General features: G+C 59.2%; 20 protein-coding genes. 4 read left to right on the forward strand and 16 right to left on the reverse strand.

Going from position 1 to position 23,605, the window contains the following annotated elements; translation table 11 throughout:
• From CLV41_RS27970 to CLV41_RS14410, 3 genes are all read left to right on the forward strand, one after another.
• The coding region (locus CLV41_RS27970) for a hypothetical protein (protein ID WP_208987517.1) at positions 1-338 on the forward strand (338 nt) is incomplete at its 5' end.
• A 324-nt stretch (positions 339-662) separates the two neighbouring features.
• Positions 663-2,639, forward strand: a complete 1,977-nt coding sequence (locus CLV41_RS14405) for a M23 family metallopeptidase (protein WP_103223124.1) — start codon at positions 663-665, stop codon at positions 2,637-2,639.
• Between the two features lie 228 nt (positions 2,640-2,867).
• Positions 2,868-3,947: an ABC transporter ATP-binding protein gene (locus tag CLV41_RS14410; protein ID WP_103223125.1), complete on the forward strand. Its 1,080-nt coding sequence runs from the start codon at positions 2,868-2,870 to the stop codon at positions 3,945-3,947.
• A 70-nt stretch (positions 3,948-4,017) separates the two neighbouring features.
• On the opposite strand, the gene CLV41_RS14415 is transcribed toward CLV41_RS14410, so the two are convergent.
• The 15 genes from CLV41_RS14415 to CLV41_RS14485 form a co-directional block, all read right to left on the reverse strand.
• On the reverse strand, positions 4,018-4,860 hold the full coding sequence (locus tag CLV41_RS14415; protein WP_103223126.1) for a carbohydrate ABC transporter permease: 843 nt from the start codon (positions 4,858-4,860) through the stop codon (positions 4,018-4,020).
• Positions 4,857-5,741: a carbohydrate ABC transporter permease gene (locus CLV41_RS14420; RefSeq protein WP_170107199.1), complete on the reverse strand. Its 885-nt coding sequence runs from the start codon at positions 5,739-5,741 to the stop codon at positions 4,857-4,859. Before CLV41_RS14420 ends, CLV41_RS14415 begins: the two co-directional genes overlap by 4 nt.
• Positions 5,742-5,815: 74 nt before the next feature.
• Positions 5,816-7,087 (reverse strand): extracellular solute-binding protein, encoded by a 1,272-nt coding sequence (locus CLV41_RS14425; RefSeq protein WP_103223128.1) that lies wholly within the window; start codon positions 7,085-7,087, stop codon positions 5,816-5,818.
• Between the two features lie 38 nt (positions 7,088-7,125).
• Positions 7,126-8,634 (reverse strand): arabinosylfuranosidase ArfA, encoded by a 1,509-nt coding sequence (gene arfA / locus CLV41_RS14430; protein ID WP_103223129.1) that lies wholly within the window; start codon positions 8,632-8,634, stop codon positions 7,126-7,128.
• 100 nt (positions 8,635-8,734) lie between these two features.
• Positions 8,735-9,658 carry an ArsR/SmtB family transcription factor gene (locus CLV41_RS14435; RefSeq protein ID WP_103223346.1) on the reverse strand — a complete coding sequence of 308 codons (924 nt, stop codon included), beginning with the start codon at positions 9,656-9,658 and terminating at the stop codon, positions 8,735-8,737.
• 338 nt (positions 9,659-9,996) lie between these two features.
• Positions 9,997-10,350, reverse strand: coding sequence for a RidA family protein (locus CLV41_RS14440; protein WP_103223130.1), 354 nt, complete (start codon positions 10,348-10,350; stop codon positions 9,997-9,999).
• 38 nt (positions 10,351-10,388) lie between these two features.
• The gene (locus tag CLV41_RS14445) at positions 10,389-11,489 is read right to left on the reverse strand and encodes an NAD(P)/FAD-dependent oxidoreductase (RefSeq protein ID WP_103223131.1); all 1,101 of its coding nucleotides are present in this window, start codon (positions 11,487-11,489) and stop codon (positions 10,389-10,391) included.
• Positions 11,486-12,508, reverse strand: coding sequence for a histone deacetylase family protein (locus tag CLV41_RS14450; protein ID WP_103223132.1), 1,023 nt, complete (start codon positions 12,506-12,508; stop codon positions 11,486-11,488). Before CLV41_RS14450 ends, CLV41_RS14445 begins: the two co-directional genes overlap by 4 nt.
• Positions 12,505-12,987, reverse strand: a complete 483-nt coding sequence (locus tag CLV41_RS14455) for a GNAT family N-acetyltransferase (RefSeq protein WP_103223133.1) — start codon at positions 12,985-12,987, stop codon at positions 12,505-12,507. The genes CLV41_RS14450 and CLV41_RS14455 overlap by 4 nt, the downstream gene beginning before the upstream one ends.
• Before the next feature lie 2 nt (positions 12,988-12,989).
• Positions 12,990-13,919 (reverse strand): BKACE family enzyme, encoded by a 930-nt coding sequence (locus CLV41_RS14460; protein WP_103223134.1) that lies wholly within the window; start codon positions 13,917-13,919, stop codon positions 12,990-12,992.
• A gap of 9 nt (positions 13,920-13,928) precedes the next feature.
• Positions 13,929-15,284 (reverse strand): aminotransferase family protein, encoded by a 1,356-nt coding sequence (locus CLV41_RS14465; protein WP_103223135.1) that lies wholly within the window; start codon positions 15,282-15,284, stop codon positions 13,929-13,931.
• Positions 15,281-16,366 (reverse strand): ABC transporter ATP-binding protein, encoded by a 1,086-nt coding sequence (locus tag CLV41_RS14470; protein ID WP_103223136.1) that lies wholly within the window; start codon positions 16,364-16,366, stop codon positions 15,281-15,283. Before CLV41_RS14470 ends, CLV41_RS14465 begins: the two co-directional genes overlap by 4 nt.
• Positions 16,367-16,440: 74 nt before the next feature.
• Complete coding sequence (locus tag CLV41_RS14475; protein WP_103223137.1) at positions 16,441-17,580, reverse strand: extracellular solute-binding protein; 1,140 nt, start codon at positions 17,578-17,580, stop codon at positions 16,441-16,443.
• A 56-nt stretch (positions 17,581-17,636) separates the two neighbouring features.
• Positions 17,637-18,422, reverse strand: coding sequence for an ABC transporter permease (locus CLV41_RS14480; RefSeq protein ID WP_103223138.1), 786 nt, complete (start codon positions 18,420-18,422; stop codon positions 17,637-17,639).
• On the reverse strand, positions 18,422-19,288 hold the full coding sequence (locus CLV41_RS14485; RefSeq protein ID WP_103223139.1) for an ABC transporter permease: 867 nt from the start codon (positions 19,286-19,288) through the stop codon (positions 18,422-18,424). Before CLV41_RS14485 ends, CLV41_RS14480 begins: the two co-directional genes overlap by 1 nt.
• 108 nt (positions 19,289-19,396) lie before the next feature.
• Here CLV41_RS14485 and CLV41_RS14490 point away from each other — a divergent pair, with 108 nt between their 5' ends.
• Entirely contained in the window at positions 19,397-20,365 is a 969-nt protein-coding gene (locus tag CLV41_RS14490) for a LysR family transcriptional regulator (protein ID WP_103223140.1), read from the forward strand.
• A 248-nt stretch (positions 20,366-20,613) separates the two neighbouring features.
• Here the strand turns inward: CLV41_RS14490 and clpB are convergent, their stop codons facing one another.
• The gene (gene clpB / locus CLV41_RS14495) at positions 20,614-23,211 is read right to left on the reverse strand and encodes an ATP-dependent chaperone ClpB (RefSeq protein ID WP_103223141.1); all 2,598 of its coding nucleotides are present in this window, start codon (positions 23,209-23,211) and stop codon (positions 20,614-20,616) included.
• Positions 23,212-23,605 lie beyond the last annotated feature (394 nt).

Genomic DNA, 23,605 nt, shown 5'->3' on the forward strand with positions numbered 1-23,605 from the left:
AACCAAAACCAAAACACAAGTGCTCCGATAAAGGCTTCCCGCAAGGCCAACGCCGCCTACGCTTCCCTTCCTTCAAAATCAAATTGTCAATGAACCATTCACTTGTCGCGAATGCGGCACAAAGGCCTCCGACCAAAGACGTCAAACTTGCTTCCTGTTGCCAGGTCCGAGCGACGAAGATGTCCGGTAGAACCGACAGCAAGGCACGCCGAGATGGCAGCGCCGCCGTCGATGGAGGGCGTTATACGCAGGGCCCGAACCGGAGTCAACTGACTTTGTCAAAAAAGATTCACAGAGAAAATCCGGCTCAAAATAGCGCAATTGAATCATCATTCTAAGGATGCGCCCCCAAGCACGCCCCCGGAATTCCGGCCGAACCGGATCGGCCATGCGCCCTTACAAGCCACGCACTTATGCTGCCTTTACTATAAAGACCTTGTCCAAAAGGATTTTTACCACAGAACCGACAAATTCTGGGGCTACCGACGCCCGATACCGGGACCGGCGCCCTGCCGGCGGTGCGGAAACAATTGACGTTTTTAATCAAACACTGCATTTAGCAGGATCTGATTATGTTTGGCGGACAGGATCCCCCGGCCCTTGTTGACGGGCTGACGGTTATGATCCACCCGCAGGCTGTATGAAGGACCGGACAGGAATTAATGCAATTTGGCCCTTTCCATAGCGCGCAGACCATCCGCATAGAGCTCGGCGACGAGCCGCCGCTGCGCGGCTATGAGGGCCGCAGCGGCCTGTCCGACCGGCGGCAGGTCTCCCTGCGCTGGCTGGCGGGAACCGTGCTGACCGGCGTAACGTCCCTTTTCCTGATGGGTGGCGCCCTGATGGCGGCGCTCGACGGCCAGTACAGCGTGGAGGCTGCCCCTTCCGCCGAAGCCTATCTGAACGGCTTTGCCCTGTCCGCAGGCGGCGGCAGCAAGGGTGACAGGGTCCTGCACGCCGCGGCCGAATATTCCAGCAAGCATGTGATCGACGTGAATGTCGTCGCCCGCGACGGCGACAGGGACCATATCCGCGTGCAGCCGCATGTTTTTGTCAGTGCCTCGCTGGCCACAAGAAAAGACCCCGAGCTCGCGGACCGCATCCCCCCCTTCAATCCGCTGAACATGTTCGCCGACAACCGCGAGGAAAACTTTCCGGCGGGACTGAGCGACACCGGTGCGCCCGTCCTGGCCGATTCCCTTTACGGCGCCAAGCTTGAAAGCGAGGTCAGCATCAGCCTGACACCTTTCCCTGTCTCGAGCGGCGCCATCGACCTGGAGAAAACACCATCGGAGACCGAGGTGGAACTGAGGGTTCGCGAAACCGCCCGGACCCTGTCCATCGACGCCGTTGAAATGGCGGCCAAGACCCTCGTCGATCCGGGACGTTTCGATTTCAACCTCGCCCTTCAGCCGGATCTGGAACGCTATGCGGTGCGTATCACGCCCGAGAATGTGTCCTTTGTCTCCAAGCGGGACGAAGACATCCGCTTCGCCGGCCTGGACGAAAACATCGTTCCGGTGACCGAGGGCCAGGATCTGGCCGACATCCTCATGGATTACGAGGCGACAGAAGACGAAGCCCGGACGATCGCGTCCGCCCTGAGGACCAATTTCGGCATATCGGACCTTGAGGACGGCCAAAGGCTCAGGATCGCCTTCGCGCCGTCGCCGGAAAATCTCGAACGCATGCGCCCCGAACGCATCAGCCTTTACGAAAACACAGAACATCAGGCGACGGTCGCCCGCTCCGACAGCGGCGACTATGTCAGGGCGAAGGAACCCAGCACCTTCCTGGCCGATGCTTTCGCGGAAGCCGACCGGGTTTCCTACGGCGGCCCGACACCGGCGATCTACGACAGCCTTTATCAGACGGCGCTCGAACAGGAGATGCCCGAGGAGATCATCGACGATCTGGTGCGCATGTTCTCCTTCGACGTGGATTTCAATGCGCGCGTCCAGCCCGGCGACTCCCTGGAACTGTTCTTCGCGGAAGGCGACGACAACAGCGGCCCGAAAATTCTGTACGCTTCGTTGAATACCGGTAACACGACACGGGAATTCTACCGTTACCGGACGCCCGATGACGGCGTCACCGACTTTTACGATGCCTCCGGCCAGAGCGCGAAAAAGTTCCTGGTCCGCAAGCCGCTCAACGGCGGCAAGTTCCGTTCCGGCTTCGGCATGCGCCGCCATCCGATCCACAAATATACCAAGATGCACCTGGGCGTGGACTGGTCCGCGCCGCGCGGGACGCCGATCATCGCCGCCGGCAACGGAGCCGTCCTCAAGGCGGGCTGGAGTTCCGGTTACGGGCGCCGCATCGAGCTGCGCCACACCAATGGATACACCACCACCTACAATCACATGAGCGGCTTCGGCAAGGGCATCCAGGAAGGCTCGCGCGTCACCCAGGGCCAGATCATCGGCTATGTGGGCTCGACCGGGCTCTCCACCGGCCCGCATCTTCACTACGAAGTGCTTGTGAACGGCCGCTACATGGACCCGATGCGTATCAAGCTGCCCAAGGGCCGCACCCTGGACGGGGAAATGCGTGCCTCCTTCGAGGCGGAGCGCTACCGGGTCGACACGCTTCTGGAGCGCGTCCGCAAACCCTCCCGCATCGCTTCGGTCAACTAGGGTCTGTCTCTTTAATATTGGCTCGGCGACGGCAGGATTTCCGGCGGTTCGGTCGTATGGAACGATTTCGCCGCTGTTGGCTGTACTCAAACCACAATTGGAAATTTAAGAGCTTACCGAGTGGGCCGGCATAAAGGTCCCGCGCAATCCTCCCCTCCTGCGGGTTTAATACCTTGACTTTGGGTTCGTACCCGAGAATATGGATTAAAGTTCCGGGAGAGAGGCGTCATGGCAGGGATAAGCATAAACGGAGTTTCCAAGAGCTTCGGCTCGGTAAAGGTCATCGACGACCTTTCGCTTGAAATCGGCTCCGGAGAACTGGTTGTCTTTCTCGGTCCGTCCGGCTCAGGAAAATCGACCCTGCTGCGGATGATTGCAGGCCTTGAATCCATCGACAAGGGCACGCTTCTGATTGACGGAACGCGCAGCGAACATCTTGCTCCAGGCCAGCGCGGCGTTGCCATGGTATTCCAGAACTACGCGCTTTATCCGCATATGACAGTGCGCCAGAATATGGCCTTCGGCCTGCGCAATATCGGCCTGGATTCCCGTATCATAGAAGAGCGCGTGCGGAATGCCGCCCAAATTCTCGAAATGAGCGAATTGCTCGACCGGCGGCCAGCGCAATTGTCAGGAGGACAGCGGCAGCGAGTTGCCATTGGCCGCGCCATCGTAAAGGAACCCAAAGCCTTTCTTTTCGACGAACCGCTTTCCAATCTTGACGCGGCATTGCGGGTCCGCACCCGCGTTGAATTGGCGGAACTGCATCAGCGCATGCGGGCAACAATGATCTATGTGACCCACGACCAGACGGAAGCCATGACCCTCGCTGACCGGATCGTTGTGCTGAACAATCGCAAAATCGAGCAGATCGGTACGCCGATGGAAGTTTATCTGCGGCCAAAATCCCGCTTCGTTGCGGGCTTTGTCGGCAGTCCTGGCATGAATTTCATGCGTGCCGAAGTCGACACATCCGGCGAGGCGGTTGCCCGTCTGGGCAATGGTGCAGAGCTGCCGCTTGATCTGGACGTCCCCGGTTCGGGCTCTTATGAACTTGGCATCCGGCCCGAGGGTGTTCGTGTGGTTTCATCCGGCGGCGGCACTCCAACGGCTCAGGCCAAGGCCGGCGTCGTGGAACGGTTGGGCGAGCGTACCCTTATTTATTGCACCCTGGACGACGGCACGGAATTGATCGCACAGGACGGCAGCCAGTCCGCCATCGCACCGGGCGACAAGCTCGACCTCGATTTCGACGCGTCGGCAATTCACCTCTTCGACCAGGTCGGCCAAGCCTACCACGCCCGATAAGCGTCAATCGAAATTACCCTGATTTTTGCGGGCCGTTTGTTTGGCAGAGGTCCCGCCGGCTTCATTGAATTTATCCTTTGATGCCGGCGGAGAGCGTTATGGCCTGTGTGACTTTGCGCTGAAAAACAAGATAGGCCAGCGCGACCGGCAATCCGGCCAGAACGGCGGCTGACAACTCGCGCGCGTAATAGACGCCAAAGGCATCGCTCACCTGGGTGATACCGACCGTGATTGTCATCATCTCGGTCTTGGTGACGGCAAGAAACGGCCACAGAAATGAATTCCAGGCCCAGATGAACGTGACGATGGAAAGGGCCGTGGTCACACCCCAGTTCATCGGAATGTAGATGCGGGTGAGAATGCGCCACTCCGAAGCGTTGTCCATCACGGCCGCTTCCCGGAAGTCTTTGGGCACATTATCGAAGAACTGCTTGTAAACGATGATGACGACAGGGTGAATCAGCTGGGGCAAAATGATCCCCGTCCAGCTGTTGAGCAGGCCCATGCCCGCAATCAGTTCAAAGTGATTGATGATCAGGGTCTGGATGGGCACCATGAAACTGGCAAGGATCAACCACCACAAGGCGCGGCGGAACGGAAATTCGAGCTGGGATATCGCGTAGCCGCAGAAAAGCGAGGACGCGACGGTCACAAACGTCACCCCGACCGCGGTTGCGACGGAGTTGAGATACCAGATGCCGATCTGTGTCTGGGTCAGGGCATGGACATAATGGGAAAAAGTAAGTGTTTGCGGCCATAACTCGACATAGGGCCGCACAACTTCGTCCTCGGGCTTGAGCGACGACACCACGCCCCAGTAGAGCGGGAAGGCCCAAAGGACCGCGGCAATCACCGTGATCAGGGTTATCGCCAATCCTGCCATGTTGATGCGATGAATACGTGTCGGGTTCATTTCCGGCGTCCCCCGGACAATCGCGTCAGCTGGAAGTTCAGCACCGACACGACAATGACGATCACGAACAGAACGACAGCCACCGCGGCGGCACGCCCGCCCTGGTTCGACTGGAACGCGCGCTGAAACACATAGTAGACAAGGACGAGATTGTCGTTCGGCCGTCCTCCTTGTGAAAACAGGTACACCTGGTCGAAAATCTTCAATTGCAGGATCAGCTGGATCGTCGATACCAGCGCAGTCACCGGCCACATCAGCGGCCAGGTGACCCGTGAGAATGTCGACCAGCTTCCCGAATTGTCGAGAGAAGCCGCTTCATAGATTTCTTCGGGAATGGCGCGCCGTCCGGCTAGGAAAAGCAAAATCGAAAATCCCGCTGTCCACCAGATCGTCACGAATCCAACGGCAGGCATGAACCATGCCGTCGACTTGAAAACGGGGATTCTGTCGGCACCCGCCCAGTCGAACAGGTGCATCGCGATGCCGAACTGAAAATTGAGTGTCCAGTCCCAGATCAGGTAAACGACCGAAACAGGCAGAATGTAGGGCAGAAAGAACAGGGCGAGCACCAGCGATTGCAACCGTCCCTTGAGACGGTTGATGCCAAGCGAAATCACCAGGGCAACCAGGGTGCCGGGAATGACGGTGAGGGCAACAAAATAGAAGGTGTTCCACAAGGCCGTGTGGAAACGGCGGTCCCGCGGAAGCCTTTCATAATTTTCCAGACCGACCCAGTCACCCGCTCCGATGAGCGGGGCATCGGTGAAGCTCAAAATGAACATCTTGATGGTAGGATAGATGAACACCAGGCCATAGATCGCCACAAAGGGCAAGATCAGCAGGACTGCCATAAACGCTTCGTCGCGCCTGTTTCTGAGCAAAGCTTGTTCCCCGGATCACCTTGTTGCGCTCATCGGAACCGGGCCATCCGCAAAGGAATGGCCCGGTCCACCGATCACAGGTCGTTGAGTTCGTACTTGATCTCTTCAACAGCTTTGGCAGGCTCCATTTCGCCGTTCAGCGTCGGCACGAAATAGCTCGACATAACATCGAAGATCGGGCCCGCAATGCCGGCCTTTGGCGATTTCGGGTCAAAGATCATGTTCGCTGTCAGGCTGGAATACGTGGCATTCGGCTCCATTGCCTTGTATTCGGCGGAGTTGGTCACGGGACCGTAGGCGGGGATGTGACCGGCTGTTGCCCAGAACAGCGAGTTCCTGGAAATCCAGCTCATCACCTCCAGCACGGCATCATGCCTAGCCTTGCTCATTTCCTTGCCCTTGTTGGCCGGAATGGCGAAGGTATGACTGTCCGCATAGGTTGACGGGTGATCGAAGATCACCGGCAATTCGACAGCACCCCACTCGAACAACTTACCCTTCGCGTGCGCGTCCGTCATCGTGGGGACTTCCCACACACCGTTGATCATCATTGCCGCTTCACCGGAAGTGAACAGGGCGACGGTTGCCGGATAGTCGGTATAGGTCGACTGCAGGCCTTCATTCGTCCAATCCTGCAGGACCGCAAGCGCGTTCTGAAGCTTTTCAGCGTTATCGCCGGCGAGGAATTCATCGCCGGACATCAGCACGCCGTCCTGCTGTCCCATCAGCGAATAGATCGTCCGGAACATGAAATTGCCGTCCGCGGTTACACTGCCGAGCGGGTACTTCACGCCGGCCGCTTTCAGCGCCTGCAATGTAGCGGTGAACCCGTCACGGGAATCCATGCCCTTGGGCACTCCGTTCTCCGTCAAAAGACCCGCTTTTCCAAGAATGTCCTTGTTGTAGTAGAGGACGACCGGATGGGTATCCAGCGGCACGGCATATTGCTTTCCGTCAATCGTTACCGCGTCCCAGGTCGCGTCGGCGTAATCGTTTTTGCCGAGCCCCATCTGCTGCCAGTCGGCCGAAGTGACTTCCGTCAGGATGCCCTGCTCCACCGCCAGCGGGATACGGCTGGCATGATAGGTCATGATATCGGGCGCCTCGCCTACCGCGGCGGATGTCTGCACTTTCGAGTAAAACGGAACGCCCCACTCCAGCGTCGTCGCATCGATCGTGATCTGGCCTTCATGCTCCTTGTTGAAGTCTTGGATCATCTGCTTCATGCGCACGCCGTCGCCGCCGCTGAGAAAATCCCACCAGACGACTGTTTCACTGGCGGCGGCTGAAGAAACAAGTGCTGTTGCCACGCATATGCCCGCGGCCAGGCCTTTCAGATTTAACATTTACTCTCCTCCCTTGGTGAAGCGGCCTCCCAGCCGCTCTAAAGCTGAACCGTGATCATCGAGTAGGAATATGCCGGCACGCTCACATGAATCGAATTTCCGGCGATCTTCGCCCCGGTTTGCGCTTCCGGTTTCACGTTGTCGGGATTAAGCCGGGTATTTGTTGCCTCCAGATCGTCGTGCTTGATCAGAGTGTGCTCAACGGACTTCGCACTGCCGAACCCCTCAAGTGAAAGACTGATATCCATCGGCTCCTCGCCGTTCCGGTTGACCGCGAAGAACGTCAGGGTGCCGGCGTCGCCATCGTGTACGCCGGCGATATCGAGATAGCTGACGTTGGCGGCCACGTCGGCGTTGTAGGATCCGCAGGCGACGTCGAGCTGCAAGGCCGTGCCGCGTCCGTAGCGGGATGCGAACTGGAAGGGATAGTAGATCGTTTGCTTCCAGGCCGGACCGCCGGGAGCCGTCATGATTGGCGCGATCACGTTCACGAGCTGGGCGATACAGGCGATGCGAACGAGATCCGACCGCCTGATGAACGTGTTGAGAATACACCCGACCTGAAGCACGTCTTCGAAATTGTAGATATCTTCCAGAAGCACCGGCGCATGCGGCCAGCCCCAGGTCTTCATGCGCTCGGCATCCTGCTTGCGCTCGTGATACCAGACGTTCCATTCGTCGAATGAAATCCTGACATCGTTCTTGGCGCGCTTTTTCCCCTTCACATAATCGATAACGCCGCCGACTGTGCCTATATAGCGGTCGAGCTTTTCGGGAAGCGCGAGATATTCCGCGGTGTTCTTTTCGTAATTCTCAAAATACATGTGAAGGGAAATGTAATCGACCTGCTCGTAGGTGTGCTCGAGAACCGTCGCCTCCCACTGCGGAAAGGTCGGCATGTTCGAATGGGAAGATCCGCACACCACCAACTCCAGCTTGTCATCGAAAGCACGGATTGCCTTGGCTGTCTCATTGGCCAGATGACCATATTCGTCCGCGCTTTTGTGACCAACCTGCCAGGGCCCGTCCATCTCGTTGCCAAGACACCAGAGTTTGACATCCCATGGTTCGGCCCGGCCGTTTTTGCGGCGTAGATCCGACCAGTAGCTGCCGCCGGAATGATTGACATATTCGACAAGGTTCCGCGCCGCATCGAGCCCGCGCGAGCCCAGATTGACCGCCAGCATCATCTCCGTATTGGCCGAATCCGCCCAATCGGCGAATTCATGAATACCGACATGGTTCGATTCCGATGTGTGCCAGGCGAGATCGAGGCGCGTGGGGCGCTCGTCCCGTGGCCCGATCCCGTCTTCCCAGTTATAGGCGGAAACGAAGTTGCCGCCCGGGTAGCGGCAGATAGGCGTATCGAGGTCACGCACGAGATCGATGACGTCCCGGCGCATGCCGTTTTCATCGGCGGACGGATGGTCCGGTTCGTAAATCCCGGTATAGACCGCGCGTCCCAGATGCTCCAGGAATGAGCCGTAAAGCCGCTTGTCGATATCCGAAATTGTATAGCGCGCATGCGCGGTGACGCGAGCTTCCACGCCATCCCTCCCTTTATAACGTCTTTTCCGGTTCATACCGGTTTATTCGCTACAGTAAGCGTCAGGAGGCCCGGGAGGTCAAGCCAATTTTCATGTCGGCTCAGGTAATGATGCGCAGAATGATGTCCTGATCGTAATTTCCAAAACCCCGGCCAAATATATTGATGCCGCCGGGGTGCTCCGCATCTTCCTTCACGCCGATGCGCAGCCGGATGGACCGGTGCTTGTCGACTTCAAGGTCGTCGAGCGTGATATCGGATATTTTCACACCATCGACAAAACTGCCCTCGCCATTGATGCGCCAGTTCTTGAGTTTGCCGTATTGGGATCCCCTGAGCTTCCACCAGCCGGGCGTGTAAACCCCGCGTTTGTCTCCGAAATCGCCGGGCGAGGTCCATGTGCCCACGTCAACCCCGTTAATTTGCAGGAATATATCGGACGGCCAGTTCGATGCCGTGCCGGGGACCTCGGAGCTCAGCTCCATGGAAAACTCGACACCGGTGGGTTTGGACCGGTTGAGCTTGGTATTGTTGGGAAACTGGTACTCGACATAGCCTCTGGTGAACCATAGAAGGCCCGTTTTCATCCGGTCCGGCTCCAGAAAAGTGTCCGGCACGTCGAGCAGTCCAATGACCCCGTCCACCGAACACAGACCGCATGGTCCCGTGATCTCGCACGCTGTATAGAGCCCGAGCGGCATCGCAACCTCGACCGCGTCATTACCCAGATCCGGGATATCGTCGCGAAAGCCGACCAGAATTTCCGTGAAAGCGGTGCGGCAGACCTTTTGACTGCCTTTGCGGGCCTTGCGGGTATCGGTGGTGACGAGCCCGGCGTCCTCGAGTATCTGCAGGTTTGAGGAAACCGTGGACTGCGGAAGTCCCAATTCTTCGGCGATCTGGTTGACGTTGCGCTCTTCCCCGCCGCGAAGGAGCTTGAGGATCGAAACGCGAACCTCGCTTGCAAGCCCCTTGATTATATCGGGACGCTCGGAAGGATCGACGACCAGTACTTTTGCGCTCATGCTGAAACCGTGTTTTGAGACTTGATTTTCGGTGTATATCAAAAACACTGATATGAATAAAGCCGGGCTGCCGTTTTCATTGAGTGCCGGCCGGCACCTCACGTTCCAAAACACCCGCCAACAACAGTCGCTTCGCAGCCGCGAAGGCCTCCCGGTCCCCGCCACCGGCCATCGCCTTTGCAGATCCTCCGCTCCCGAATTACACGGCGGATCACATTACCGGGCGAACCTGGATCAACAGACCTCCAGCCGATTCCGACTGGAGGTCCGTATCTGGCAATACCGCCCGTATCGGGCCGGGCATGGCCTCTTGCCCGGGTCTAATTCATCAACGGCAATCAGGCGCTTTGCGCTGCGACGACGATGATCTCAACCGTATAGTCGGGTGTTGCCAGTCTGGATTCGCCGCAGGCCCGCGCCGGTGGATTGGCCGGGTCTACCCACGCATCCCACACACTGTTCATCTCGGCGAAATCATCCATCGAGGCGAGCCAGATCGTCGCCTGAAGAAGCCGGGATTTGTCGCTGCCCGCTTCCGCCAGCAGATTGTCGATTTTTTCAAGGATCACCTTGGTCTGATCCTTGACGCTTTCGCCGGGATTACCGACCTGGCCGGCCAGCCAGACGAGCCCGCCGTGAATGACGGCCTGGCTCATGCGCGGGCCGGCGTTCAGCCTTTTGATATCGGACATGACTGATTTCCTTCTGTTTTTACAAATAATATGATCGCTCAGACGAGACGGGCCGGATTCAAAGCCTGGACAACAGGGGCCATCAAACCGGGATTCCTGCCCAGGCAAAGATCCGCTGTGAGTTGTGACAGCGCCGGAGCCGTCTGTACGCCATAGCCCCCCTGTCCCGCCAGCCAGAAAAAGCCGTCCGCATCGGAGGCGAAACCCACAACCGGTGTCCGGTCCGCAACGAAGTTGCGCAGGCCTGCCCAGTTCCGCTCCACACGGGTCACCGGCATGGTGACCGCCTGTTCGAAGCGATGAAGTCCCTCGGCAAGCACCATGTCATCCGCCCACACGTCATGGGGCGCGACCGGGTCCTCATCCGCTGGAGAGACCATCAGCTTGCCCGCGTCGGGCTTGGCGTACCAGCTTTCCGAAGCGCTTGCGACAAGCGGCCAACCGGTGACATCGACGCCTTCCGGCGGCGGTATGATGGCGGCTGAGCGGCGCATAGCGACGAGACCTACTTTTTTGACACCGGCCAGGGCCGCGATCTCGTCCGCCCAGGCTCCGGCGGCATTGATCAGAACCGGTGCCTCGAAAACGCCCCTTGGCGTTTCCACCCGCCACTGTCCTGAAATCCGGGTTATGCGCCGCGCCGGCGCGGACATGACGAATTGCGCGCCATGCCTTCTGGCAAGCCGTGCAGCGCCCTGCAAAAACCGGTCGACATCGATGTCCTTCGCATCGCGCTCGATGGCCGCAGCAGCGATTCTGTCTTTGCGCAACAGCGGAAAAAGGGAAACGGCCTCATCCGAAGTCAGCATTTCCATGCCCTCGGCGCCCTTCAGATAGTCCGCGAAGACACCAAGCTCTTCTTCGCTGGCTATCAGCATCTCGCCGCGCGGAGACAGAAGGCTGTGGTCCGATATACCTTCCGGGTTTTCCAGGACCGGTTCGGACATCGCGTTCAATGCCCTCAGGGTCCGATTGCCGTAGTTGCGGATATAAATAGCCGCCGAACGGCCTGTGGAATGCCGGCCGAGTGCGTCTTCCATTTCCAGAACAATGACCGAAGCGTCCGGGCCAAGGCGCGCTGCCGCTCCCGCACCCGCAATTCCGCCGCCGATAATAAGAAAATCGGAAGTTTCGGTCATGCGTCCTGAAATCCTGTCAGGAAACCGGTGAGGTTCTGGCCAAGTTCGTCAGACAGATAACCGCCTTCCTGGACAAGTAGCGTCGGCAGGGAGAGCCGGGCAATCGCGGCACCGATCCGGCTGAAGCCCGGCGTCGTGACGGCAAGACCCTTCAGGGGATCCTTTTCATAGGCATCCAGACCGAGCGCGACAATCAGGACATCGGCTCCGAAAGCACGGATATGATCAAGGGCGGTTTCCAGTGTCTTCAGATAGTCGTCGTCTCCCGTGCCGCGCACCAGTGGCAGGTTCAGATTGAATCCTCTGCCGGCACCCTCGCCGCGCTCGTGACCATGCCCCCAGAAGAAGGGATAGAACCGGACAGGGTCGGCATGAATGGAAACAGTCAGAACATCGCCGCGCTCATAGAAAATGCCTTGCGTGCCGTTGCCGTGGTGAACATCCACATCGAGAATGGCGGGCCGCTTTCCGGCCCTCATCAACCGTTCGGCGGCGATAGCGGCATTGTTCAAAAAACAGAACCCGCCGGCGAGATCGCCAAAGGCGTGATGCCCCGGCGGGCGCGACAGCACATAGGCGCCCCCTTCCCCGGCCGCGATCAGGTCCGCCCCCTGCACGGCACTCTGGGCAGACCAATAGGCCGCCTCCCATGTGCCCGAAGCGATCGGGCAGCTGGTATCGGCCTGGTGGAATCCGGCCTGTCCGACAGCGGAGCGCGGGTAACTCGCCGTGCGCCGGTCGGGATGGATATTCGGGATCACTTCGTCCGCCGCTCCTTCAATGCGTTGCCAGCGCTCATGAATTGTCTGCAGAAAAACCAGATATTCAGCCGAATGCAGAGCTGCGATCGGACCCATACCATGATCCTCCGGTGTCTCGAAACGGCAGCCGGCCGCCTCCGCGCCTTGTTTCAGGACCTCGATGCGCCGGGGCTGTTCGGGATTTGCCAGTCGTGTGCCGTTGGCCATGAAATGTTTTGGATCATGCAACCATTGACGTTCGTCAAACAAGGCTCTCATGAGCTGTTCCTCAGTTTGGTCAGCGCCGGACCACGAAGATCGAAAACCGTTTCACCGCCGCGGGGCTCAAAGCCCAGGCGCTCATAAAACCGGCTTGCATCCGGATTGTCGTGATAGACTGCGAGTTTCAGGAAGGTGACGGTCCAGTTCGCCGGAGCCTGTTCGAGCGCGGCAGCCAGAAGCCGCCTTCCAAGGCCGGAGCCACGGGTATTTTCCGCCACCCACAGGTCGGAGACATAAAGACCCGCGCCAGCGCGTGTGGTTGAAAAGAGCGGCGATGCCAGTAGTGCGCCCACCGTCTCTGTTTGCCTGGTTGCGATCAGGGCGAAAAAGGCAGGCGGTTCGCAAAATCCGTGACGCAGCAGATCGTCGCGGTCAGCGGCATGGGTGTCGCCCAGATCCTTCGACAACAGTTGCAGAGCGCCATGCAGCCTTTCGACGTCGTCACGCTCCGCCCGTTTGATTGTAATGCCGTTCATGTTCAAAAGGCCGTCCTGTCCCCGCCCTTGAGCCCGAGCATCTGCCGTGCCTCATCGGGAGACGCAACGCTGCGGCCGAGCTCTTCCGCAATCCTGCGGATCTTGCCGACCTGTTCAGCGTTCGAGCGGGCAAGCTCGCCTTTGGCGATATAAAGATTGTCCTCCAGGCCGACCCGGACATGACCACCCATGCTGGCCGCCATCGCCGCGAAGGGGATCTGCTGGCGGCCCGCCGCCAAAACGGAAAACAGATAGTCCTCACCAAACAGTTTGTCGGCGATCCGTCTCATGTGCTGGAGATTTTCAGGGTCCGCGCCGATCCCGCCGAGAACGCCGAAGACGAACTGAATGAAGAAAGGCGGCTTGACCAGACCCCGGTCGGCAAAGTGACGCAGCATGTAGAGATGACTGACATCGTAGCATTCGAACTCGAAGCGCGCGCCGCGCTCCTGCCCCATCCGCGCCAGCACATGGGCGATATCCTTGGGAGTGTTCTTGAAGACGAGGTCGTCCGAATTCAACAGAAACGGTTTTTCCCACGCATGCTGCCAGGTGTCGTAGCGGGCCGCCAGCGAATAGAGCGCGAAATTCATTGTGCCCATATTGAGCGAACACATTTCCGGTTCGGCCCGGAGCGGTCCTTCGAGACGCTCGTCCAGGCTCATGACAGCGCTGCCCCCTGTCGTCAGGTTCAGGACCGCATCGCATCCTGCTTTCAATTGCGGCAAAAACCCCATGAAATCTTCCGCGCTGGCGGAAGGTTGACCGGTTTGCGGGTTGCGGGCATGCAGATGCAGGATCGCCGCACCGGCTTCAGCCGCATCGATTGACTGCCTGGTGATTTCCGCCGCTGTTACCGGCAGGTGAGGCGACATGCTGGGCGTGTGTATGGAGCCTGTAATGGCACAGGTGATGATGATTTTTTCTGACATTTCTAAAGACTAGCTGGCCTGGGCCTGTTGTTGAGACATCCTGTCCAGGAACTGGCGCAGGGAAAGATCGAGACCCTCGATGATCTCCGCCACATGGTCCGGCGTTGAAGTCATCGGCGGCGCGATCAGGAAATGATCGCCGCGATAACCGCCGCGGGTCCGCCGGGAATAAATGATCAGACCGTTGTCATAGGCGATATCGACCAGTTGGTTGTAGGCATTCAATTCCTTTGGCAGTGGCCGCATGTCCGTCCTGTCCTCGACCAGTTCGAACGCCAGCAACAGTCCCTTGCCGCGCACGTCGCCGATAATCGGATACCGCGCCATCAGTTTCTCAAGTTCGCTTTTCAGAAGCGCTCCGGTGTTCTCAGCGTTCCGGCAAAGACCTTCTCGTTCGATTTCTTCCAGCACGGCAAGCCCGGCGGCGCATGCCAGCGGATTGCCGGCATAGGTGAAACCGTGCAGAAACCCGCCGGCGTCGAGCACATTCGTGACGATATCCTTGTGCGCGACCATCGCCCCCAGGGGAACGTAACCGGCGGCAAATCCTTTCGAAATCACCAGAATATCCGGCTCGGCGTCCCAATGGTCGGCGGCGAAAAACTTGCCCGTCCGGCCACCGCCGGACATGACTTCATCGTGGATCAGCAACACCCCGTATCGGGTGCAGATTTCCCGGATGCGCCGCATGTAGCCCCGCGGTGGAACAAGCGCACCGGTGGAGGCGCCGCCCACCGGTTCGACGATGAAGGCCAGGATGGTTTCGGGTCCTTCGTTGAGGATCTTCTCCTCCAGCATATCGGCATAATGAAAGCCAGTGGCCTCGTCGTCCGGGTCGAGGCCGTCGAGATAGGCACGCGGCGCCGGGATTTTCGGCATGGGCCGCATCATCGGTTCAAAGGGCGCGGTCAGGGGAGCGTAACCGGTCAGCGCCAGCGCGCCGAGCGTGCAGCCGTGGTAACTCGGTTCCCGGGAAATGATCCTGGTCCGCTGCGCCTCGCCAATCGCGACGGCGTTCTGGCGCGCCAGTTTTATCGCGCTTTCCACCGCCTCCGACCCGCCGGACACGAAGAACACCTTGTCCAGTCCCTCCGGTGCCAGACCTGCTGTTTTCGCCGCCAGTTTTTCCGCCGGTTCCGTTTCGAAATGCAGACGATAGCCGAAAGTCGATTTCTCCATCTGCCGGCGCATGGCTTCCAGAACGCGCGGGTTGGAATGGCCGATGTTGCAGACCATGGCTCCCGAGGACCCGTCCAGATAGCGCTTGCCGTCCACGTCCCACATGTAGACGCCCTTCGCCTGATCCAGCACCGGCCGCCTTTGACGGCTCTGATAAAACAGGTGGGATTTTTCGGGAGCGCTCATGACGGTGCTCCCGGCAGCGCGGCGCAGTCCCGAGGACGGAAACGAACGGAAACCGTTTCTCCTTCCTGGAAGGGCCGCTCGTCGATCATGTTGATTGCCTGAAGCTGCTGATCGCCGACACGGACGAAATAGCGTGCCGCCTGCCCCTGATAGTCGACAGCTTCCACGACCCCGTCGAAGGCGGCTCGCTCGTCCCTGGGTGCCGAGAGATCGGTCAGCAGCAGCTTTTCAGCCCGGATGACCAGCTTCACCGGTCCGGCTCCTTCGACATGCGGCGCCTTCTCCTTCGGGACTGTGATCTGGCCGAAAACGGGAAGTTCAAGGGACAGACCACCGGCATTCGCCCCTTTGCTCGTCGCGGAAAGGATATTGGAGATCCCGAGAAACCTGGAGACGAATTCACTGGCCGGTGTGTTGTAGACGTCTTCCGGCGTGCCAACCTGCTCGATCCGGCCATCGGACATGACAACCACCCTGTCGGACATGGCAAGCGCTTCCGACTGGTCATGGGTGACAAAGACCGTGGTGATTCCGATCCGGTGCTGAATGCGCTTCAATTCGACGCGCATATCCTCGCGCAAATTGGCATCAAGCGCTGAAAGCGGTTCGTCAAGCAGGAGAACATCCGGCTCGATGACAATCGCCCGGGCCAGCGCGATCCGCTGCTGCTGACCTCCGGACAATTGCTTCGGATACCGGTCGGCCACATGGGGAAGCTGTACGAGGTCCAGGACGTCGCGCACCTTGCGGTCCATATCGGCTTTGGAAAGGTCCCGGTATTTCAACCCGAAAGCCACATTTTGCGCGATCGTCTTGTGCGGGAACAAAGCGTAGTTCTGGAACACAAGACCAAGATTGCGCTTGTGGATCGGCACATCGTTGACCCGCTTCCCCTTGATCGTGATTTCCCCTTCCGAGGGATCGATCAGGCCGGCGATCATGCGCAGCGTTGTGGTCTTGCCGCAGCCGGACGGCCCGAGAAGCGTAACGAAACTGCCTTCCGGAATGTCCATGGACATGCGCTGGACCGCGGTAAACGATCCGAAGCGCTTGACGATATCGGTCAGGGAAACAGCGCCCACATCCGAACTCCGAAAACTTGAGGAAGACTTCCCGCCCGGCGGCTCCGGGCGGGAACAAGGGTCATGGCTGAAGGTCAGTAGCCCTTCTGGATCCGGCCGAAGGTCTTGGACCACGCCTGCTCGTGCGAATTCCAGTATTCCGGATTGGCGAAGGTCAGGCCGTCGAGCTTGCCTGTCGGGTCGAAAGCAGGCAGCGTCGGGATCTTGTCACCGAGATTGACCTTGGTCGGGTCAAGCGCCGGCGGGTAGTTCTGGCCTTCGGCCACCGCAATCGACGTTTCCGGCGCCAGCATGAAGTTGAGCAACTCCTCGCAGGCTTCCATCGGAGATCCCTTGATCACGAAGAGGCACTCCTGCCAGCCGAAGCCGTTGGGCGGATCGATATAGCCGATATCCTTGCCCTGCTCCTGCAGGGCATAGATCCGGCCGGACCAGCCTTCGGTCACATAGATTTCTTCTTCGGCGAGCAGGCTCATCAGTTCGGCGCCCGACTGCCAGTATTTGAGCAACAGGTCCCGGTTGGTGCGCACGGCTTCCCAGACAGCGTCCATGTCGGTCGCGTCATTGGGGTCCTGATCCGTCTGAAGGGAGGCGTACCAGACCCGTGTCCGCCAGTCGGACCATCCGCCGATCTTGCCCTTGTAGGCGGCGTCGATCAGAAGCTTCGCACCTTTTTCCTTGGCTTCCTCGTCGGAGATGTATTTGCGGTTATAGGCGATGCCGGTGGTGCCGTAGTCATATGGCACGCAGGACAATGTACCGTCGGTGACGCTCCGGAACACGTCCGTCAGTTTCGGGATGACGAATTTCAGGTTCGGAATATTCGCTTCGTTCAGCGTCGAATTCAGGCCGAGATTGGCGTAACGCGCGTAATCGAAGACACCCGACAGGTGGGCGATATTATATTCGCCTTCCTGGCTGGCCTTTACCCGCGAAAGATATTCATCGCCGCCGCCGAAAGTCCCGTCGACAACCTTGATCCCGGTCTTTTTCGTGTACGGATCGAAGGCGTATTTGCGGAAGGCTTCCGACACGACGCCGCCCCAGCCGTCGAACCGGACCTGTTCCGTCGCCGCCAGTGCCTGGCGGGCAAAGGGCGTGTGAACGCCGTAGGCAAGACCGGCGGCGCCGATCAGGCCGAGAAACTTGCGGCGGTCGAGGTCGCCGTTGAGATAGCGTTCGCGCATGCGCTCGTAGCGTTTTGTATTGTCCATTTGTCTATCCACTCTGGTCTTGTTTTTTCAGGTCTTGTTGCTTTGATCGCGCGGTTCTAGCCGCCGCGCTGCATGGCCATCCGCCGGGCGATTGCCAGACCCAGGAGCGGCAATCCGACGGTGAGAAAGATCATCACGGTTCCAAGCGCGTTGATTTCCGGTGAGATGGAATTGCGCAGCATGGCAAAGATCTGGGTTGGCACGGTTTCCACGCCGCCCGGCTTCCAGAAGAGTGTTCCGGTGATATCGTCGAAACTGATGGTGAAGGCGAAGAGCATACCTGCGAAAACGGCCGGAGCCAGCAGCGGCAGGGTGATCTGAAAAAAGGTCTGCACGGGGCTCGCCCCCAGACTGAGCGCGGCTTCCTCGTAGTCCCGCCTGATACCGACGAGACGGGCCTGAACCACCAGAATGACGAAGGGCAGCGTGAAGATGACGTGCCCCATCAAAAGCAGGAAAAAGCTCTTGTTGATGGAAAGGAAATTCAGGAAAAGCAGGAGGGCGACCGCCAGCACGACTTCCGGCACCAGGATGGGCGCGATCAGCAGCGTCGAAATCAGGTTGCGGCCGGCGATGTTGTAGCGGACCAGAGCCAGGCTCGCCAGAACGCCCAGTGTCGTGGAGATCAGCGCTGTCAGCGCTCCCAGAACAAGCGACGTGCGGAAGGCCCTCAGGATCGCCTCGTTCTGCGCCAGTTCGACAAACCACCGGAAAGACAGCCCGGTCATCGGAAAGCTGCCGAACTGGCTGGCGTTGAAACTCAACAGCACCACGACGGCCACCGGCAGGAACATGAAAAGATATACCAGCAGCGTATAAACGCGGATCAGCGGCCAGCCCATCAGCCCAGCCCCTTCATCAGTTGTCCCATGCCGAGATAGTGGTTGTAGACCAGCACCAGAGCGCCCAGAACACCAAGCAGCATCAGCGACAACGCCGAGCCGAGCGGCCAGTTGAGCTGGGTGATGATGGCCTCGAAAACCAGATTGGCGTACATCGCATCGGTCGGTCCGCCAAGGACCAGCGGGGTGATGTAGGTTCCCGCGCTGAGAACGAAACAGAGCAGGCCGCCTGCCGCAAGGCCCGGGAGGGAAAGCGGCAATGTCACTTCACGGAAAGCCTGCCAGCGGGTCGAACCGAGCGAACAGGCGGCATCCTCCAGTGAAACGTCGACCCCTTCCAGGGCGACATAGACGTTCAGCACCATGAATGGCAGCAGGAAGTGCACAAGCCCTAGGATGACGGTCGGCTCGTTGTAAAGCATCTGGATCGGTTCGGAGGTGATACCGAGATTGAGCAACACCCAGTTGACCGCGCCGGAGACACCCAGAATGTTGATCCACGACATGGTGCGAATGATGTAGCTGATCCAGAAGGGCAGCATCAGCAGCAGAAGCAACAGGGCCTTGTTGCCCTTCGAACGGGCAATGAAATAGGCCGCCGGATATCCCAGCACGGCGCAGGCGACTGTCGTGATCGCCGCGATACGCAACGTGCTGAAAAGAATGTCCCGATAGAACGGATCGGTGAGCGCCTCATTCCAGTTGTCGAGATAAAAACCGGCCTGATCGGCGCCCGTTGCGGTGCGCAGCCAGAAGGAATAGACGACGATGAAGAAGAGCGGAACAAAAAGCAGCAGTCCGATCGCTGTCAGGGCGGGAGACAGGAGGATCCAGGGTTGTCGTCTTTCCCGTGCTTCGACGCTCATGCGGCCGTTCCTGCAAAATCTCAATGTCGGAAGTACTTGACTTGAGGGTCGCAGCCACGCCTTCATAGATCAAATAGATAATCAGAATTTCAGGTATTGATCAGATCTATGACCAAGGGATTGCAACCGATCCACGCCGAGCGCCTGGCGCGTGAGCTGGACTGGAACCTGCTGAGAACCTTTATCGTGCTCGCGCAATCCAGCAGCGTGACATCCGCCGCGGACAAGCTCCGGCTCAAGCAGCCGACCGTCTCCAGCGCCTTGAAGCGGCTCGAAGACCGGCTCGGCCGCAAACTGATCAACCGCAAACCCGGACTGTTCGAACTCACCGAGGCCGGGACCCTGCTTTTCAGGGAGGCTATCGAGATTCAGGGCTCTGTCCTGCGGCTCGGCACATTGATGCGCGAAGTGACCGATGAAGTCCGCGGCCACGTCGAGATCGCCATGGCCAGCCATGTTGTCTGCCCGATTTTCGATGACACGCTTCGCGAATTTCATGAAAAACATCCGGCCGCGACACTTTCCATCAATGTCTCGGCCAGCAAGGACGCCCTGGAAGCCGTCACCTCCCGGCGCGCATCGCTGGCTGTCTGCCTTGTCCGGGACCGCAATCCGAAACTGGAATATCTGCGCCTCTTCAGGGAATTTTTCGGCCTGTTCTGTGGTCCGCCTCACGCGCTTTTCGGGCGGGAGAACCTGACCAAGGCGGACCTGGCCGGCCAGTTCGCGGTGAGCTTTGTCACCGACCGTATGGAGGATGCGTTGAGGCCGGTGACATTGATGCGCGCCGAAGCGGATCTCGAGGACCGAATTGTCGGAACCTCGGCCAATCTGGAAGAAGTCCGGCGCATGATCATTGCCGGCCTGGGTATCGGCCCGCTACCTGTTCACGTCGCGCGGCGCGACGTGAGGGACAGTCTTCTGTGGCGCCTCCCGCCTTACGACAGACTGCCGGAGATCGACGTGCATGTCGTTTGGAACCCGAAGGCAAAACTCAACCGGGCTGAAAGAGCAATGCTGGACATGCTGCTCGAAAAAATCCGTCAAACGCCGATTGGCGAGAGAACGTACGGCTAAGGCGTGTCGCGGTTGAGCGGATTCATGGATTTAGGAGGACGCCCGAGGCAGCGTTTGCATTGCAAATGCGTTCGGGCGATTTCCTGAATTCAATTTGACGCGACACGCTTTAGGACACGGCCTCCGCAGTCCATCCGGGTCACGCGATGACGCTTCGCGTCACACTACCCGGAATGACGAAATTCGGTTTATCAGCATTCAGCCCTCCAATCGTTTCCGACTGGAGGGCTGTCCGTTTAGATCGGCTATCAGGCGGCAGCGCTTTCGGCACCGCTGACCTGAAAGAGCAGCCGCTCGCCGCCTGCCGTGACATCCACCGTCTGACCGTCGAGAATATCGCCGGACAGCAGCTTTTCCGCCAGCGGGTCCTGCACGTCCTTCTGGATCACGCGTTTCAGCGGACGCGCGCCATAGGCCGGGTCGTAGCCTTTCTGGGCCAGCCAGCCGATCGCGCTGTCGTCAAGGTTCAGCGTGATCTTGCGATCGCCGAGCAGCACCCGGAGGCGTTCGAGCTGGATCTTGACGATATCGGCCATCTGCGAGCGCTGCAGGCGGTGAAACAGTACGATCTCGTCGAGCCGGTTGAGGAATTCCGGACGGAAATGGCCCTGCACGGTACTCATCACCTCGGTCCTGACTGCATCCGTATCCTGGCCTTCCGGCTGGTTGACCAGATACTCCGAGCCTAGGTTCGAGGTCATAATGATCAGCGTATTGCGGAAATCCACGGTCCGGCCCTGACCGTCGGTCAGCCTGCCATCGTCGAGCACCTGCAGCAGCACGTTGAACACATCCGAATGGGCCTTCTCGATCTCGTCGAAGAGAACAACCTGATAGGGCCTCCGGCGGACGGCTTCCGTCAGCGCGCCACCCTCTTCGTAACCGACATAACCGGGAGGAGCGCCGATCAGACGGGAGACGGAATGCTTTTCCATATATTCCGACATGTCGATCCGCACCATCGCGCTGTCGTCATCGAACAGGAAGCTGGCGAGCGCCTTGGTCAGTTCGGTCTTGCCGACACCGGTCGGGCCGAGGAACATGAACGAGCCGATCGGCCTGCTGGGATCCTGAAGCCCGGCCCGCGAGCGGCGGACCGCGGTTGCCACCGCACGGATCGCTTCGGCCTGACCGATCACCCGGCCCGCCAGAGCATCTTCCATGCTCAGCAGCTTCTCGCGTTCGCCTTCCAGCATCTTGTCGACCGGAATGCCCGTCCATTTCGAGACGACCTGAGCGATATGAGCCGGTGTGACCGCCTCATCCACCATGGTATCCGTCCCCTCGGAGGCTTCGGCCTCGGCCAGCTTGCGCTCCAGGTCCGGGATGACGCCATAGGCGAGTTCGCCGGCCTTGGTGAGGTCGCCGCGGCGCTGCGCGATTTCCAGGTCGGTGCGGGACTGCTCGAGCTGTTCCTTGATTTTCTGTTCGAGGTTCAGCTTGTCCTTCTCGCTCAGCCAGCGTCCCGTCAGGGCCTGCGACTGTTCTTCCAGATCCGTCAGTTCCTTTTCAAGCCGCTCGAGCCTGTCCTTGGAGGCTGCATCGTCCTCCACCTTCAGTGCCTCGCGCTCGATTTTCAGCTGGATGATTCGGCGGTCGAGTTCGTCCAGTTCTTCCGGTTTGGAATCCACCTGCATCCTCAGCCGGCTGCCGGCTTCGTCCATAAGGTCGATGGCCTTGTCCGGCAGGAACCGGTCGGTGATATAGCGGTTGGAGAGTGTCGCTGCCGAGACGATGGCCGAATCCGTTATGCGCACACCGTGATGGAGTTCGTATTTCTCCTTGATCCCGCGCAGGATCGAAATCGTGTCCTCGACCGTCGGCTCGCTGACGAAGACCGGCTGGAACCTGCGTGCCAGCGCAGCATCCTTTTCCACGTGCTTTCTGAATTCGTCGAGCGTCGTTGCCCCGACACAATGCAGCTGCCCTCGGGCAAGCGCCGGTTTGAGAAGGTTGGAGGCATCCATCGCCCCGTCCGCCTTGCCGGCGCCGACAAGCGTATGCATCTCGTCGATGAACAGGATGACCTTGCCCGCGGCCGCTTCGACCTCGGACAGGACCGCCTTCAGCCGTTCCTCGAATTCACCACGGTATTTCGCCCCGGCTATAAGGGAACCCATGTCGAGCGCCAAAAGCTGCTTGTCCTTGAGGGATTCGGGCACATCCCCGTTGATGATCCGCAGCGCCAGACCCTCGGCAATCGCGGTCTTGCCCACGCCCGGTTCCCCGATAAGCACGGGATTGTTCTTCGTGCGGCGGGACAGGACCTGAATCGTCCGGCGGATTTCCTCGTCCCGGCCGATCACCGGATCGAGCTTGCCTTCGCGGGCGGCCTGGGTCAGATCGCGTGAGTATTTCTTGAGAGCCTCATACTGGCTTTCCGCCGTGGCGCTGTCGGCCGTGCGGCCCTGACGCAACTGGTTGATCGCCTCGTTCAGCCCGTTCGGCGTGACACCGTGGCGCTTCATCAGTTTGCCGGCCTCGCTGTCGCCATCCATGGCGAGCGCAAGCAGCAACCGTTCTACAGTGACATAGCTGTCTCCCGCCTTCTCGGCGATTTTCTCCGCCTGTTCGAACAGCCGCGCGGTGGCCTGGCCCATATAGATCTGGCCCGCACCGCCGGAAACCTTGGGCATCTTGTCGAGGACACCTTCCAGATCGCCCTTGAGCAACTTCGACTGGCCGCCCGCCCTGTCGATCAGACCGCTGGCCATGCCTTCCGGATCGTCCAGAAGCACTTTCAGAATATGTTCGGGAGTGAATTGCTGATGGCCCCGCCCCAGCGCGAAAGTCTGCGCGGACTGGACGAACCCGCGGGCCCGCTCGGTGTATTTCTCAAAGTTCATAAACTACCTCCTGACCGTCCGCACCACCCGAAGCGTGGGGAACGTTATGGGATACGGACCCCTGCTGCGGGCATCCGCGCAACGCTTGTGATCCCGGACGGGATCGCGAGCCTTGCTCCCATAATATAGTGTTGCATATTCATCACAAAAGCCCCCTGAATCAACAGATCTCCATTCCCGATCGGTTGGAGGTCGATAAGGTGACCGGTTTTGGAACTTTAAGGCATGTCGCGTTAAATTGAATTCAGGAAATCGCCCGAACGCATTTGCAATGCAAACGCTGCCTCGGGCGTCTTCCTGAATCCATGAATCCGCTTAAACGCAACACGCTGTGGAGCATTTTATCCGCGCCCTGCTGAACGCGGATTGATTCAAATCACGAACTCATGCGGAA

This window comes from Roseibium marinum (assembly GCF_002906165.1).
Lineage (GTDB): Bacteria > Pseudomonadota > Alphaproteobacteria > Rhizobiales > Stappiaceae > Roseibium > Roseibium marinum.

Excerpts from the sequence above, each read along its gene's own strand:
- CLV41_RS14460 (WP_103223134.1), bottom strand. The coding sequence starts at position 13,919 with ATGTCAGAAAAAATCATCATCACCTGTGCCATTACAGGCTCCATACAC.
- CLV41_RS14440 (WP_103223130.1), bottom strand. The coding sequence starts at position 10,350 with ATGTCCGATATCAAAAGGCTGAACGCCGGCCCGCGCATGAGCCAGGCC.
- CLV41_RS14475 (WP_103223137.1), bottom strand. The coding sequence starts at position 17,580 with ATGGACAATACAAAACGCTACGAGCGCATGCGCGAACGCTATCTCAAC.
- CLV41_RS14425 (WP_103223128.1), bottom strand. The coding sequence starts at position 7,087 with ATGTTAAATCTGAAAGGCCTGGCCGCGGGCATATGCGTGGCAACAGCA.
- clpB (WP_103223141.1), bottom strand. The coding sequence starts at position 23,211 with ATGAACTTTGAGAAATACACCGAGCGGGCCCGCGGGTTCGTCCAGTCC.
- CLV41_RS14485 (WP_103223139.1), bottom strand. The coding sequence starts at position 19,288 with ATGAGCGTCGAAGCACGGGAAAGACGACAACCCTGGATCCTCCTGTCT.
- CLV41_RS14455 (WP_103223133.1), bottom strand. The coding sequence starts at position 12,987 with ATGAACGGCATTACAATCAAACGGGCGGAGCGTGACGACGTCGAAAGG.
- CLV41_RS14450 (WP_103223132.1), bottom strand. The coding sequence starts at position 12,508 with ATGAGAGCCTTGTTTGACGAACGTCAATGGTTGCATGATCCAAAACAT.
- CLV41_RS14410 (WP_103223125.1), top strand. The coding sequence starts at position 2,868 with ATGGCAGGGATAAGCATAAACGGAGTTTCCAAGAGCTTCGGCTCGGTA.
- CLV41_RS14490 (WP_103223140.1), top strand. The coding sequence starts at position 19,397 with ATGACCAAGGGATTGCAACCGATCCACGCCGAGCGCCTGGCGCGTGAG.
- CLV41_RS14435 (WP_103223346.1), bottom strand. The coding sequence starts at position 9,658 with ATGAGCGCAAAAGTACTGGTCGTCGATCCTTCCGAGCGTCCCGATATA.
- CLV41_RS14465 (WP_103223135.1), bottom strand. The coding sequence starts at position 15,284 with ATGAGCGCTCCCGAAAAATCCCACCTGTTTTATCAGAGCCGTCAAAGG.
- CLV41_RS14415 (WP_103223126.1), bottom strand. The coding sequence starts at position 4,860 with ATGAACCCGACACGTATTCATCGCATCAACATGGCAGGATTGGCGATA.
- CLV41_RS14445 (WP_103223131.1), bottom strand. The coding sequence starts at position 11,489 with ATGACCGAAACTTCCGATTTTCTTATTATCGGCGGCGGAATTGCGGGT.
- CLV41_RS14405 (WP_103223124.1), top strand. The coding sequence starts at position 663 with ATGCAATTTGGCCCTTTCCATAGCGCGCAGACCATCCGCATAGAGCTC.
- CLV41_RS14480 (WP_103223138.1), bottom strand. The coding sequence starts at position 18,422 with ATGGGCTGGCCGCTGATCCGCGTTTATACGCTGCTGGTATATCTTTTC.